Below are 15,157 nucleotides of genomic sequence, written 5' to 3' on the forward strand. Positions count from 1 at the left end.
GCGCCCACCGCTATGGGCTGCAGGCCGCTTTTTAGGACATGGCTGATTCCGGGCGGGTGACCGTCCTCCCTAGGATCGGTGCATGTTCCGATTCCCTCGCCCTTCCCTGCCCCAGGTCGCACCGCCGACCACCGCATCGGTGCTGCTGCACTGGCTGACGGTGTGCGTGTTCCTGTGCCTGGCAGCCGCCACTGGTTTCTATCTGCTGACGGCGTTGACCGAAGACATCTCCAGCCACCGCCGTGACATGAACGCTGCCGCGTACAGGGCGCAGATCTACTTCGACCAGCGCGAGGCCCTGCTGCGTTATCTGGGCGATTCGGTGGTGGTGGGTGATCCGGCTGCGCCGTCCAGCGAGGGCGTCCGCCAGTTGCCACTGGATGGGCCGGGCGGAAAGCCCGGCCAGCGCCTGCTGCTGTCGCCGCGCGCGGAACACACGCTGCAGACCCTGCAGACCCACCTGCTGCTGGTCGATGTGCGGGGAACACATTGGCTGGCGGGCGGCCAGGCCGACGTGGACATCGCCGGCCTGCCCACTTTGCAGGTGCTGCGACAGCGCAGCGGCACGCATGCCGCTACCGATCCGGTGTACTGGCTGCGCGCGGGCGATGCCGGCGTCGCCCTGGCACAACCGGTACAGGCCGGACCGCAGTCAGGCCAGTGGCTGATGCTGCTGCTGGACAGTGCGGCTGCCTCGGACATGATCGATGGCCAGGGCATCGGCGGCTACGCCCTGCTGGACCGTGACGGGCAGCCCGCCCTGTCAAGCCTTGCCCCACGCCTGGACAGCGCAGGCTGGAAAGCACTGCAGCAGCGCCAGGACGACAGTTTCGGCGTGCTCTGGAGCACGGGCCTGCCGCGCGGCGTCGCCCTGGTGAAGGGCGTGGGCAACGACGGCTGGCGGCTGGTCTATCACCTGCCTCCGCGCCTGCTGCTCGGCGACATGGCGACTTCGCTGCTGATCAGCAGTGCATTGCTGCTGCTGGCTGGCATTGCCCTGCGCCTGCTGCGGCACCGCGTCGACCGCCAGTTGATCCAACCGGCCGTGCTGCAGCACCGGCGCCTGCTGGAAAGCCTGGATTTCAGTTCGACGGTGATCGACCTGGCGCCGGTCGGCATCTGTGTCCTGCGTCGCAGCGACCGCCAGCTGCTGCTGTCCAACCAGCTGCTGCGCGACTGGCTGGGCGAGGACGGCACCGACAGCGATTGGCAGGCACCGTGGCGCGGGCATGCCGGCGAACGCGGTCGCGGGCTGGAGTTCACCGCACGCGACGGTCGCCAGTTGCAGGTACTGCATGCCGCCTGTCGCTACCAGGATGATGACGTGCTGCTGTGCGTGTTCCATGACATCTCACGCCACCGCCAGGCGCAGGCTGCGCTGTCCTCGGCGCGGCAGGCGGCAGACGCTGCAAACCAGGCCAAGAGCGCGTTCCTGGCAACGATGAGCCATGAAATCCGCACGCCGCTGTACGGCGTGCTTGGCACGTTGGAGCTGCTCGGCCGCACGCCCCTGGATGCCCGTCAGTCGCAGTACCTGCGCACCATCGAGAGTTCCTCCTCGGTGCTGCTGCAACTGATCAGCGACGTGCTGGACGTGTCCAAGATCGAGTCGGGCCAGCTGAGCCTGGAGCCGGCATCGTTCTCACCGCGCGAGCTGACCGAAAGCATGCTGCGCAGCTTCGCCGCTGCGGCGACGCGCAAGGGCCTGCAGGTACTGGTCTGCACCGATCCACGGTTGCCGACGCGCGTGCTCGGCGATGCCGACCGGATCCGCCAGGTGCTGGGCAATCTGCTCAGCAATGCCATCAAGTTCACCGAGCATGGCCGGGTGGTGCTGCGCGTGCGCTTGGTGCAGCGCGAAGGCGAGTCGAGCGTGCTGGCCTGGCAGGTCACCGATACCGGCGTGGGCATCGCCACCGAGGAGCAGGCGCGCCTGTTCGAGCCCTTCCGCCAGGTCCGCGGTGCCGCAAGCGCACAGGGCACCGGGCTGGGGCTGTCGATCAGCGACCGCCTGGTGCGGTTGATGAGTGGCGAACTGCGCGTGGTCAGCGAACCAGGACTGGGCAGCAGCTTCACCGTGCGCCTGCCCTTGCCGGTGCTGGCCGCGACCGAGGATGGCCCCGCATTGCTGCCCGAACCGGCGGTCTACGTGCGCGGCCGCGATCGCGAACTGGTCGACAGTGCCTGTGGCTGGCTGCGCCGCTGGGGTGCCAATGCGCAGCCTCTGCAGGGCGACCCTGCCCTGCTCGACCACGCCGGCGCGATCCTGATGGATGGCGAGGCGGAGCAACCGCTGGCGTGGCAGGGCCCGCGCGTGCTGGCCTCGATCGATGGTGGCGACCAGCCCACAGCCACCACCGATGGCGCGATGCTGGTGACCCTGCACGGCATGTCCTCGATCGGCCTGGCGGTCGCACGCCAGCAGCGGCAAAGCGCAACGCTGCCGACCGCAGCGCGCGATGTGCAACCCGGCCCGCTGGGACTGCGGGTGCTGGCCGTGGAAGACAATCCCATCAACCGGGTGATCCTGGCCGAACAGCTGCAGGCGCTGGGCTGTGAGGTGGAACTTGCGCAGGATGGTGTCGAGGCATTGCAGCTGTGCCAGACCCACGACTTCGACCTGGTGGTCACCGACATCAACATGCCGCGCATGGACGGCCATACCCTGGCGCGCCGGCTGCGGGCAGAGGGCAATCTGCTGCCCGTGATCGGCGCCACTGCCAACGCGACCGCCGAGGAGCGCGAGCGTTGCCTGGCCAGCGGGATGCAGGGCTATCTGAGCAAACCCATCGACATCGCACGCCTGCGTCAGGCGCTTTCCGCTGTTCGTCAAGGAGATCCTGCATGACCCACCGCGTCCTGATCCTGGAAGACCAGCCGTTCCAACGTGGTTATCTCGTCAATCTGTTCAGTGCCCGTGCCGGTATGCAGGTCGATGCCTGCGAAGACGTAGACGCGGCGATCGCCCTGTGTGCCTGCCAGGCATACGATCTGGTGGTGAGCGATCTGTTGATGCCCGGCCAGGACGGCATCCAGTTCATCCAGGCACTGGCCGCGCAACCGCGCCCGCCGCGGCTTGCCGTGGTCAGCGCAGCCTCGCGGCGGATGATGAGTTCAGCGCGGTTGATGGCCGAATCACTGGGCCTGGACGTGGTGGGTCTGTTGGCCAAGCCGGTCGCCGCCAGCGATGTCGATGCACTGCTCGATGCATTGGCCGAGAGCCGGCCAGCCGTGCGTACCAGCCCGGCCTTGCTGACTCCCGAGCCGGACGCGGCGCAGTTGCGGCAGGCGCTGGCCGAGGGCAGCCTGACCGCCTGGTTCCAGCCGAAGAAGTCGTTGCAGTCCGGGCGCGTGGTCGCTGCCGAAGCACTGGTGCGCTGGCGCCACCCGCAGCTGGGGACGCTGGCGCCAGGCAGTTTCCTGCCGGCGCTGTGCCGTCATGGCCTGGAGCGCGAACTGCTGTACGCGATGCTCACGGCCAGCATCCAGGCACAGGCACGCTGGCGCGCCCAGGGATTCCGCGTGCCGGTATCGATCAACCTGCCGCCGCACCTGCTGGAGCAGTCCGATCTTCCGGATGAGCTGCTGGCGTTGACCCTGGCCGCTGGTGGCAATCCGGCAGACCTGTGCTTCGAACTGATGGAGAACAGCACCACCCGGCACGTCAGCGACTTCTATGCAGGGGCGTGCCGGTTGCGGATGAAGGGGTTCGGCTTGGCCCAGGACGACTTCGGCCAAGGGCTGAGCTCGGTGCACAACCTGGTCAATACACCGTTCACCGAGGTCAAGATCGATCGTGCGCTGGTCAGCGGTTGCGCGCGCGATCCCGCCCTGCACCTGACCTTGACCACGGTGATCGCGCTGGCCAACCAGCTCGGCCTGACCATCGTTGCCGAAGGCGTGGAGAGCGACGCCGATCTGGCCGCGCTGCGGCAGCTCGGCTGCAACCAGGTCCAGGGCTTCCTGATTTCGCAGGCGCTGCCCTCGGACGACTTCACTCGTCTGCTGGACGAAGATGTTCCCTATGCTGCAGCTGGCAGCAACCGGGCCGGGTCGCGCTGACAGGCGCGGCCGAAAGGCTTCACAATCCCATCAAGAGTCATTGACGATCCTCGTTGCGCGGCGACACCGGCCGTGCCCTGGGCCTTTCGGGCCGCCATCGACCGCCTACTGTTCCGAGACCTGTCCATGCCGGCCGAGGCCGCTCCCGTACGCCGACTCGCCCGCCGCTCCCTGCGTGTACATGCGCTGTTGATTGGCGTGGTGGTGCTGGCCACCCTGCAGGCCGGCCTGCTGCTGTCCACCGGCAGCCAGCTGTTCAACGAAGAACAGAGCAAGATCCGCTATCACTTCCGTCGCCTGGACGGCACGCTGCAGGAACAGGATCGCTTCCTGCGGCAATGGCGCCTGCATGACGTGGGGAGCAGCGGCCCGCCGGTGGACGAGGCCGTCTCACGCGCACCGCCCAGCCCGTTGTTCGCCAGCTTCGCCCGCATCGGTGGCGACGGCGGCGCCTCGACACAGGCAACGGCCGAACTGGGCGACCGCTTCCTGCGCTTCTACGGCGCTTTCTGGGCCGCCTCGCGGTTTCCGCCTCCGCAATGCCTGCTGGTCGATGGCCAGGGCCGCCGTGGCCTGCTGGCACCCATCCAGACGACGCGCGGTGATCCCGGCCAGAGCAGCCCACATCACCTGCAACCGGCACTGACCGCCATCCACCAGGTTCTACGCGAACGACCGGCGCTGCGACGCGGCAACGTGGTCTGGACACCGGTGGCCTGGCGCGAGGGACAGACCCGGCTGCTTGCCATCGCGCACGCGCCGCAGGATGCCCGCCTGTGGGGCGAGAGCGAGGATGAGTCACTGGCCGCGGTGGCCTGCCTGCTGGATCCGGGCCGCGTTGACGACTACCGCCAGGTGATGGGTACACCGGTTTTCGAACGGATGTCGCTGTTCGATGGCAGCGGCCGCCTGCTGCTGGGTGACGCCAACGATGCCAGCCGCGCCGGCACGTCCTGGCGCGCGGGCCTGGACGGCCTGCTGTTCCGCATGCGCAGCGAACAGGGGTGGCTGGCGGTGTATCACGTTGGCTGGCAACAGGTGTTCCAGCACCCGCGCGGGCCCCTGCTGGGAAGCATGGTGGTGGCGTTGCTGCTGGCCACCGGTGGCGTGCTGATCCTGCGTGCCTACCGGCGTTCGGTGATCGAGCCATTGCGCCGCAACCATGCGCGGCTGCTGGAAAGCGAAGCCTTCAGCCGCACCCTCCTCGACAACGCGCCGATCGGGTTGTGCCTGCTGCGTCGTACCGATGGCCGCGTACTGCTGGACAACGCACTGGCGCGCCAATGGCTGGGGCAGGACCATGATGAGGGCGGCTGGCACGGCCCCTGGCGGCGCAGCGTGCTTGCCGCCGGCGGCACCACGGCGGGCGGCGGTCTGGCCTATACCACGCCGGACAACCGCCACCTGCTGATCACCGCAACGCCCGCGCGCTATCGTGGCGAGCCCGCCGTGCTGTGCTTGTTCATCGATCTCAGCAGCCAGCATGAGGCCGAGCAGGTGCTGCAGCAGGCACGGCGTGCGGCCGACCAGGCCAACCGGGCCAAGAGCCAGTTCCTGGCCACCATGAGCCACGAGATACGCACCCCGCTGTACGGTGTGCTGGGCACGCTGGAACTGCTGGGCCTGACCCCGCTGGATGCGCGCCAGCAGGACTACCTGGATACGATCCAGCGCTCGTCCTCGACGTTGATGCAGCTGATCAGCGACATCCTGGATGTCAGCAAGGCCGAGGCCGACCAGCTGAGCCTCGAGCCCAGCGCGTTCGATCCGGTGCGGTTGACCGAGGACGCGCTGGATTCCTACGCCGCCGCCGCCGCGCACAAGGGCCTGCAGTTCTACGCCTGCATCGAGCCGGACATGCCGGTTGCGGTCAACGGTGATGCCGCGCGCATCCGCCAGATCCTCAACAACCTGATCAGCAATGCGCTGAAGTTCACCGACAGCGGCCGGGTCGTGGTGCGTCTGGGTGCGCTGCACAGCGAGGGTCGCTGCTGGCTGCGCTGGCAGGTGGCCGATACCGGCATCGGCATCGCCAGCGAGCACCAGGCACATCTGTTCGAACCCTTCTTCCAGGCCAACCCGGGCACCGATGCCATGCGCGGCACCGGATTGGGCCTGGCGATCTGTGCGCATCTGACCACGATGATGGAAGGCCACCTGCGGGTGGTCAGCGAAAGCGGCCTGGGCAGCAGTTTCTCGGTCGAGCTGCCGCTACCGGAGGCCGCAGCCGATCCGCTGCAGGCTGCACCACCGCGGTTGCCGGCAGCGTTGCCGGTGCAGGTCCGCGGCAGCGTTCGCGAGTTTGCACACTCGATCTGCGAGCGCTTGCAGCAGCGCGGTGCACAGGCCAGCGTGCATCGCGACGATGCGCCGGAGCTTGCCGATCCTGGCACGGTGATGCTCGACCTCGTACTGGACGAGGGCACGCCCACGTGGAGTGGACCGCAGGTGGTGGCCTGCCGCGAAGGTGGAATTCAGCCGCAGCAGGTGCAGGGACATTGGCAGGTCGGCGTGCATCGCCTGGATGCGATCGTGATGGCGTTGGCGGCTGCGGCGGGGCAGCCCCTGCCTGCCGGCGTCAATGGGCGCCTACCTGCGCCGCGCAGGTTCGGCCTGCAGGTGCTTGTCGCCGAAGACAACCCGATCAACCAGGCGATCCTGCGTGGTCAGCTGGAGCAGCTCGGTTGCCATGCGGTGGTTGCCAGCGACGGCAATGAAGCCCTGCGCTACTGGCAGCAGCGTCCCTTTGCCCTGGTGCTGACCGACCTCAACATGCCGGGACTGGATGGCTACGGTCTGGCCCGCGCATTGCGCGCGCGCGGGGTTGGCGTACCGATCCATGGCGCAACCGCCAACGCCGACCCGGCCGAACGGCAACGCTGCCACGAAGCGGGGATGCAGGGCGTGCTGGTCAAGCCGATCACCCTGGCAGCATTGCAGCGCCTGCTGACCCAGGTTGCGGCCCTGCCGCACGGCGAGCCCATCGACGATGACGCCGATGCGTCCCTGCAGGTTCCGGAAAAAATGCAGGCATTGTTCGTGCAGACCATGCAGGCCGACCTGGACAGCCTGCAACGGGCAATCGACGATGCCGCGCCAGAGCGCATTGCACAGGTACTGCACCGCATCCGCGGCGCACTGGTGATCGTGGGCGCACCGGCACTGGTGGCGCACGGCCAGCAGATCGAACAACAGATCGGCGACGGCGATGAACTGCCCGTGCTCGCCGAGGCCATCGACCATTTCCAGCGGCGCCTGCAGCGACTTCTGCAACCGTTGGCGCACGCCATCGCCCCCTCATCTTCCAGCAACCCGACGCCGCCATGACCACCCGCATCCTCATCGCTGACGACCACCCGATCGTGCTTGCTGGCATCCGCGATGTACTGGCCGGCGAACTGGACCTGGATGTGGTTGGCGAGGCAGCCGATCCGGTGACCCTGATCGAGCTGATGTCCAGCGCCCAGCCCCACGCGGTGATCACCGACTACAGCATGCCGGGCGATGACAGCTTCGGTGACGGCATCAAGCTGATCTCGTTCCTGCATCGCAGCTTTCCCGACGTGCGCCTGCTGGTGTTGACGATGGTCTCCAATCCCTCGCTGGTGGCGGCCATGTACGCTGCCGGTGCCAGCGGCGTGGTGCTCAAGAGCCACGGCCTGGGCAGCCTGGTACAAGCGCTGCGCACGGTGCTGGCAGACCGCGTGTACCGTCCGCCGGGTCTGCTGCCGGTTGCAGCTGCAGAACCCGCCGATGCCGAGGAGGTGCTGGCGCGCCTCTCGCCGCGCGAGCTGGAAGTCATCCGTCTGTTCACCGGCGGAATGAGCGTGGGGGAGATCGCCCGCCAGCTGCAGCGCAGCGCGAAGACGGTCAGTACGCAGAAAATCAACGCGATGCGCAAACTGGGGGTAGATAGCGACCAGGCGCTGATCGAGTACTGCCTGCAGGCATCGTTGTTCGGCTGAGGCGTCCACATCACTGAACCCTTCCCTGCCCACGCGCAGGGGAAGAATGGCTTTAGGAAACGCCTGATTCCATCGGACAGGCCTGGTTTCTAGTCTGGATGCATCCCGCCACGGTGACGATTTCCCATCGTCATCGCGTTGCCGGCGGGAGAGAAACCGGATGGCGCCTGCTGCGGCCATCGCACGCGGTTTCCACAGCGACGCGGCCCTGCCGCGCCAGATCGCGCAGCCGCGCTGCGCCCTGCCACAGGAATACACCAGCATGAACGCCTCTTCCCCACGGCGCCGCCGTGCGTCCGCCTGCGCGCGCGCGTCGCGCCTTCCCTTGATTCCCAGCCTGCTGGCCAGCGCGCTGTGGGCGGCATTGCCGGTCCATGCAGCGGATCTGACCGGCCCGCTCAAGGTCACCGATGGCGGCAGCCTGCAGTTGGGTGCCGACGACACCCTGTTGCACAGTGCCGGAGGCTTCGCGCTGGACGTCGATGGTGCCGGCAGTACCGCCACCGTGGATGGCAGCCGCATCGAGATCACCGGGGGCGGTAGCGGCATCCAGGCCAAAGCCGGCGGCAACGTGCTGGTCGAAGGCGGTCACATCCAGCTGGGCAATGGCAGCGGCAGCACTGCCGGTTATGCGCTGAACGCCAGCGGCCTGGGCAGCGTCATCCGCGCCAACAATCTGGTCATCGACGCCTATCGCAACGGCTCCGGCTACGGCACGGTCAATGCTACCGCCGGTGGCAAGCTCTGGTTGAATGGCGGCAGTGTCAGCAGCGGCGGCCACGCGCTGTACTCCAGCGGCGTTGGCAGCGAGCTGCATGTATCGGGAACCACCATCAACAACGGTGCCAACAGCGCTGCGTACGCCGATGGCGGCGCATTGCTGTCGCTGGAATCGCTGACAATGACCTTCGCCGAGGCCGCCAGCGGTTACAGCGGTCGCGTCTCCAGCAGCGGCAACGGCAGCGTCCTGTCGCTGCGCGAGGTGGACGTGGTCAACGGCAACTTCGATATCAGCAATGGCGGCGCGCTGCAGATCGTGGGAGGCAGTGCCAGCGGCAGCGGCGGCAGCATCCGCCTGCTCGGAAATAGTGGCAACCGGCTGTACTCCACCGCCGATATCACCGGTGGCCGTTTCGAGACCATCGGCGGCTATGGCGTCAACGTCAACAGCTGGGCCAAGCTGACCGCCAACGGCGCCCACTTCACGGTGCGCGATGGTTATTCCGGCATCTGGCTGTCCGGTGCGGACTCGCTGGCCGACCTCACCGACACCACGATCAGCACTTATGGCGACAACGGCTACGGCCACGGCGTGGACGTCTGGGGTGGTACCGCCACGATCACCGGCGGCAGCATCGATACCCACGGCGATGGTGTCTACGGCCTGCGCGCATCGGGCAGCAACCCACCGACGCCCTATTCGCGCATCCGTGCCAAGGGTCTGGACATCACCACCTCCGGCACCGGTGGTGGCGGCGTCTTCCTGGGTGGCAGCACCGCCGACATACAGCTGGACGGCGGCTCGATCACCACGCGGGGTGCATCTTCGTTCGGCATCGTGCAGATGAACACCGCCAAGCTCACCGCCGACAACCTGAGCATTCATGCACAAGGGACGAATTCGGGTGCCTATCGTTCCTACATCACGGTGTTCGGACCGCACTGGGACCGTCTGGTGTTCAACAACAGCCGCCTGCAGACCCAGGACGGTCCCGCGCTGTGGCTGCAGGGCAGCAACCACGAGCTGACGCTCAACAACACCGATGTCGTCGCGCGCCAGCTGGGCAACCTTGATGGTGGCCGCTTGCTGCGGGTGAGCGATACGGTGTTCACCGATGGCAGTTCAGTTGCCACCTCGGACATTCTTTTCACTGCCGACAACAGTCGCCTGACCGGCGATGTGGTGGTCGACAGCGCCACCGCCAACGTGCAGATGACGCTGCGCAACGGCACCGTGCTCAACGGCGCGCTGCGCAACGATTCGGGCTACCAGGTCGCACAGCTGGCGATGGATGACAGCAGCCAGTGGAACGTGCGTGGCAATTCCAGCGTCGGTTCGCTGGACCATGCCGGCACCATCGCCTTTGTCGCTCCCACCACTGATGACTTCAAGACCCTGACCGTCACCGGCGACTATGCTGGCAACGATGGGCATTGGCTGTTCAACCGCGCGCTGGGCGACGACGCCTCGCTGGGTGACCAACTGGTGATCCAGGGCAACAGCAGCGGCACGGCCTCTGTCAGCGTGCGCAACGCGGGGGGCGCCGGCGCCCTGACCAGCGAAGGCATCCGCCTGATCAGCGTGGGCGGCCAGTCCGATGCGCAGTTCACGCTGCAGGGACGCGCGGTGGCCGGTGCTTACGACTACTTCCTGTACAAGGGCGGCGTCTCCACGCCGGACGACGGCAACTGGTACCTGCGCTCGGAATACGGATCGCCGGTCGACCCGCCGGAACCACCCGATCCGCCGCAGCCGCCGATCGACCCGCCGGCCCCACCGATCGACCCGCCTGCTCCGCCGATCGATCCGACGCTGCCGCCGGCCCCGCCGCGCGTGGAGCGACCGGAGCCGGCGGTGTACATGGCCAACCAGAGCAGTGCGCTGGGCATGTTCCGGCACAGCCTGTACGACCGCAGCGGTGATCCTGCCGATGCGACCGACGGCGGCAGCGACGCCATTGCATGGGCACAGGTGCGCAGCAGCCAGCCCGGCAGCCGTGGCCACCAGGTGGATGTGGACAGCCAGCTCAACAGCGTGCTGCTGGGCGTCGGTCGTCGCTTCGAAGCCAATGCCGGCGGCCAGCTGCAAGCGGGGGTGATGGCCGGTCAGGGCCGGGCGCGCAACGACAGCCGTTCACAGGTGACCGGTTACACCGCGCACGGTGTGGTCAACGGCACCAGCCTGGGTCTGTATGCCACCTGGCTGCAGGACGCACGGATGGACCACGGCGCGTATGTGGATGGTTGGCTGCAGTACGGGCGATTCCGCAACAGCGTGCAGGGCGAAGGGCTGCAGAAGGAGCACTACCGCTCGCACAGCTGGACCGGTTCGGCCGAGGCAGGCTATGTGCTGCCCGTGCAGCGCACGGCGCAGCGCAGTGTCTACCTGGAGCCACAGCTGCAGGTGATCCACAGCCGCTACGACGCCGACCGCGTGGTCGAAGCCAACGGCACGGTGGTTGAAGGGCGCGACAAGGACAGCACCACCACGCGTGTGGGCCTGCGCCTGTACACGCGTTCGCTGACGCAGGGCGAGGGGCAGGTACAGCCGTTCGTCGCGGTGAACTGGTGGTCCGGTGGCAACGACGCGGCCATCGCCGTGGACGGCGAACGCCTGCACCGGCAGTTGCCGCGTGACATCTACGAAGCCAAGGCTGGCGTGCAGGTGAATCTGTCGGGTGGCTGGCGCGGCTGGGGTGAAATCAGCCGGCAGACCGGTGGCATGGGCTTCCGCGATACCAGCGGTCAGCTGGGCGTCTCTTACCGCTGGTAAGACCTGCCACGGGCGAGCCCAGCGAGGGGTCCGACGAAGCATCGTCGGACCCCTCGTTGTTTTCCACATCACGCGTGGAAATCGGTGGGGGTTGGATGTGGACAAGTGGGCGCGAGCACTGCCGCACAAGCGTTTGCAGGTGTGGTGATTTTTTATCCAGGCCGACGTTTGTTTTTCCACACGGCACGTGGAAAGCGATGGGAACTTGGTGTGGACAAGTGGGTGCGAGCGTTGCGGCGCAGGCGTTCCAAGGTGTGGTGAAAATTTGTCCATGCCGTGCGGTGCCAACCAAGGTTGGCACCCCCCCAGGCGGGCTACCCGCGGTTTTCCACACCGTGCGTGGAAAGCGGTGGGGGTTTGGTGTGGACAAGTAGCTGCGAGCCACGCACTGCAGGCGTTTCAGTGCGCGGTGATTTTTTGTCCAGAGGCACGCCAACGCAGCGTCAGCAGCAGCAACACCCCCAGCAGCGCAGCACCAATCAGGCAGGACAGAGCAATATGGAAGTCCGTTCCGCCACTGGCGATGTGCCGGACGGCGGCTGTGCCGTCGATGCCCATCGCGCGCATCCGGCTCCAGCCCCGCAGCACTTCCACTGCGGAACGCAGGCCGCTGTAGAGCAGCGGCAGGGCGAAGATCAGCAACGCCACACGCAGCACCCACACGCCCACGCGTTGCAGCCGGTTGCTGGCGGTGCGCAGGACGGGCGCCGTGGCATTGGCCAGCCGGGCGCAGGCGATGGCGGCGGATGTCGCACCCCAGGTTGCCACTGCGGCGATCATCAGCATCACGCCGGCCAGCCCCGACAGCGTAGACGTCAGTCGCCGCCAGACGAAGGTCAGACCGCCACGCCAGGACGGCGCATCGCCCATCAGCATGTGCACGGCGCCCTGCACATGTTCGCGGTCCTGCAGCGAGAAGGCCGTTGCCACCGCGCCCAGCGTGATGACAGCACACACGGCCACGGCCAGCAGCAGGAGCAGGCCCAGCAGCAGCCGGGCAGCACCGCCGGGGCGCGGCATGTCGGATTGCGGGGGCGTCATGGCCAAACCTTCCCTGGTCGCTCGATTCGCCGCGCAGGATGCCGCGCAGCCCCGGAAACAACAAGGCCCCGCACTGCGGGGCCTTGCTGGACATCACGACGCGTAGTCGATCAGACGTTGAAGCGGAAATGCAGGATGTCGCCTTCCTGCACGCGGTATTCCTTGCCTTCCAGGCGCAGGCGACCGGCTTCCTTGGCACCCGCTTCGCCCTTGTACTTGATGAAGTCGTCATACGCGATGGTTTCGGCGCGGATGAAACCCTTCTCGAAGTCGGTGTGGATGACCGCGGCGGCCTGCGGCGCGGTGGCACCCTTGCGCACGGTCCATGCGCGTACTTCCTTTACGCCCGCAGTGAAATAGGTCTGCAGGCCCAGCAGGCTGTAGGCCGCGTTGATCACGCGGTTCAGGCCCGGCTCGGTCAGGCCGAGGTCGGCCAGGAAGGTATCGCGGTCTTCGTCATCCAGCTGCGACAGCTCTTCTTCGATCGCCGCCGACACCGGCACGACCTGTGCGCCTTCTTCGGCGGCACGGGCGCGCACAGCGTCCAGGTGCGGGTTGTTCTCGAAGCCGTCTTCCAGCACGTTGGCGATGTACATCACCGGCTTCAGGGTCAGCAGGAACAGATCGCGCACCAGCGCCTTCTCTTCCTCGTCCAGGCCGGCCGAACGGCCGGCCTTGCCATCAGCCAGCGCGGCCTGCAGCTTGGCCAGCACCGGCTTGCGTGCCGCCGCGTCCTTGTCGCCGCCCTTGGCCGCACGCTCGGCGCGGTTCAGTGCCTTCTCGACGCTGTCCAGGTCGGCCAGGGCCAGTTCGGTATCGATGGTGTCGATGTCCGAAATCGGGTCGACCTTGTTGTTGACGTGGATGACGTCAGCGTTCTCGAAGCAGCGCACCACGTGGGTGATCGCATCCACTTCGCGGATGTGGGCCAGGAACTTGTTGCCCAGGCCTTCGCCGCTGGCGGCACCGGCCACCAGGCCAGCGATGTCGACGAACTCCACCGCAGTCGGAATGACCTTCTGCGGGTTGATGATCGCCGCCAGCTCGTTCAGGCGCGGATCCGGCACCGGTACGATGCCGACGTTCGGTTCGATGGTGCAGAACGGGAAGTTCGCCGCGGCGATGCCCGCCTTGGTCAGCGCGTTGAACAGGGTCGACTTGCCGACGTTGGGCAGGCCGACGATGCCGCATTTGATACCCATGGGTGACAGCTCTCTGGGGTGAAAGTGATTGGTGAAACAGCGCACGCGCTGCTTGGCCAATCCATCTCGTTGCCGATCAATGTTCGTGCCAACCGAGGTTGGCACCTACCAGAAGCGGGTCAGCGGGGAGTGTGCAGCCGCTTCATCGCTTCGCTGAAGTCGCCCTGCACTGCCAACGGCAGCACGTCGATCGCATCGTCGATGGCGCGCGAAATCAGTACTTCATCATCCTTGGACGGGCGTCCCAGCACCCAGCCCACCACGCGGTCCTTGTGGCCGGGATGGCCAATGCCCACGCGCAGGCGATGGAACTTGCCATGGCCGAGCAACCGGATGGTGTCACGCAGGCCGTTCTGTCCACCGTGGCCACCGTCGAACTTCAACCGCGCCACGCCGGGCGCCAGGTCCAGTTCGTCGTGGGCCAGCAGGGTCTCCTCCGGCTCGATCTTCCAGAACCGCTGCGCGGCGGTGACCGACTTGCCGCTGAGGTTCATGAAGGTGGCGGGCTTGAGCAGCCACACCGTCTGCCCAGCGATGTCGACCTTGGCGGTCTCGCCAAACAACTTGCTGTCCACGTTCCATCGCGCACCGGCCTTTTCAGCCAGGGCCTCAACGAAATGAAACCCGGCATTGTGCCGGGTCCGGGCGTGCTCCGATCCGGGGTTGCCCAGACCGACGATCAGTCGCAATCCTGCCATCGTTCCATCCAGATACGGCGCCTGCCCCGAAGGACAGGCGCCGCGGGGTATTACTCGGCCGCTGCTTCTTCAGCGTCGGCAGCGTCCTGCTTGCCGTGCTTGGCAGTGACGATCGCGTCGTCGTGGTCCTTGCCCAGCGCCAGCGCCGGGATTTCCACGCCCTTCGGCAGCTTGATGTCCGACAGGTACACAACGTCGCCAGCCTTCAGCTCACCCAGGTCGACTTCGATCGACTCCGGCAGGTCCTTCGGCAGGCAGCTGATGGACACTTCCTTCAGTTCGTGGGCGACCACGACGTCGGCAGCCTTGCCAGCCGGCGAGGTGTCTTCGTTGATGAAGTGCAGCGGAACCGAAGCGGTCAGCTTCTCGTTCTCGTTCACGCGCAGGAAGTCCAGGTGCATGATCAGCTGCTTGAACGGATGGCGCTGCATGTCACGCAGCAGCACCTTCTGCACCTGGCCGTCCAGGTTCAGGTCCAGGATCGAGGCATAGAACCACTCGTTCTGCTGGGCCAGCCAGATTTCGTTGTGGTCCAGGCTGATGGCGACCGGTTCGGCGTTGCCGCCGTACACGATCGCCGGGATCACACCAGCGGTACGCAGGCGGCGGCTCGCACCCTTACGCTGCAGTTCACGCTTGGTGACCTTGATTTCATGGGTCTTCGACATTTTCGACTACTCGGTTGTTGCCTCGCCT

Annotated in this window: 9 protein-coding genes; 5 read left to right on the forward strand and 4 right to left on the reverse strand. The window is 66.8% G+C overall.

Annotated elements, in window-relative coordinates:
- Positions 1 to 82 precede the first annotated feature (82 nt).
- The 5 genes from HUT07_RS15685 (at position 83) to HUT07_RS15705 (ending at position 11,520) form a co-directional block, all read left to right on the forward strand.
- Positions 83 to 2,848: a response regulator gene (locus HUT07_RS15685; protein WP_176021679.1), complete on the forward strand. Its 2,766-nt coding sequence runs from the start codon at positions 83 to 85 to the stop codon at positions 2,846 to 2,848.
- Positions 2,845 to 4,062 carry an EAL domain-containing response regulator gene (locus HUT07_RS15690; RefSeq protein WP_176021680.1) on the forward strand — a complete coding sequence of 406 codons (1,218 nt, stop codon included), beginning with the start codon at positions 2,845 to 2,847 and terminating at the stop codon, positions 4,060 to 4,062. The genes HUT07_RS15685 and HUT07_RS15690 overlap by 4 nt, the downstream gene beginning before the upstream one ends.
- Positions 4,063 to 4,188: 126 nt before the next feature.
- Positions 4,189 to 7,389, forward strand: coding sequence for a hybrid sensor histidine kinase/response regulator (locus tag HUT07_RS15695; RefSeq protein WP_176021681.1), 3,201 nt, complete (start codon positions 4,189 to 4,191; stop codon positions 7,387 to 7,389).
- Positions 7,386 to 8,027: a response regulator transcription factor gene (locus HUT07_RS15700; RefSeq protein WP_176021682.1), complete on the forward strand. Its 642-nt coding sequence runs from the start codon at positions 7,386 to 7,388 to the stop codon at positions 8,025 to 8,027. The genes HUT07_RS15695 and HUT07_RS15700 overlap by 4 nt, the downstream gene beginning before the upstream one ends.
- A gap of 160 nt (positions 8,028 to 8,187) precedes the next feature.
- Entirely contained in the window at positions 8,188 to 11,520 is a 3,333-nt protein-coding gene (locus tag HUT07_RS15705; protein ID WP_254898881.1) for an autotransporter outer membrane beta-barrel domain-containing protein, read from the forward strand.
- A 399-nt stretch (positions 11,521 to 11,919) separates the two neighbouring features.
- Here HUT07_RS15705 and HUT07_RS15710 read toward each other — a convergent pair whose 3' ends face one another.
- From HUT07_RS15710 to HUT07_RS15725, 4 genes are all read right to left on the reverse strand, one after another.
- The gene (locus tag HUT07_RS15710) at positions 11,920 to 12,561 is read right to left on the reverse strand and encodes a hypothetical protein (protein WP_176021683.1); all 642 of its coding nucleotides are present in this window, start codon (positions 12,559 to 12,561) and stop codon (positions 11,920 to 11,922) included.
- A 110-nt stretch (positions 12,562 to 12,671) separates the two neighbouring features.
- Positions 12,672 to 13,763 (reverse strand): redox-regulated ATPase YchF, encoded by a 1,092-nt coding sequence (ychF, locus tag HUT07_RS15715; RefSeq protein ID WP_025879150.1) that lies wholly within the window; start codon positions 13,761 to 13,763, stop codon positions 12,672 to 12,674.
- A 119-nt stretch (positions 13,764 to 13,882) separates the two neighbouring features.
- Positions 13,883 to 14,461, reverse strand: a complete 579-nt coding sequence (gene pth / locus HUT07_RS15720) for an aminoacyl-tRNA hydrolase (RefSeq protein WP_176021684.1) — start codon at positions 14,459 to 14,461, stop codon at positions 13,883 to 13,885.
- Between the two features lie 50 nt (positions 14,462 to 14,511).
- Positions 14,512 to 15,129 carry a 50S ribosomal protein L25/general stress protein Ctc gene (locus HUT07_RS15725; RefSeq protein WP_176021685.1) on the reverse strand — a complete coding sequence of 206 codons (618 nt, stop codon included), beginning with the start codon at positions 15,127 to 15,129 and terminating at the stop codon, positions 14,512 to 14,514.
- Positions 15,130 to 15,157: the final 28 nt, after the last annotated feature.

Origin of the sequence: Stenotrophomonas sp. NA06056, assembly GCF_013364355.1 — a bacterium.
In the GTDB taxonomy this organism is placed as follows: Bacteria; Pseudomonadota; Gammaproteobacteria; order Xanthomonadales; family Xanthomonadaceae; genus Stenotrophomonas.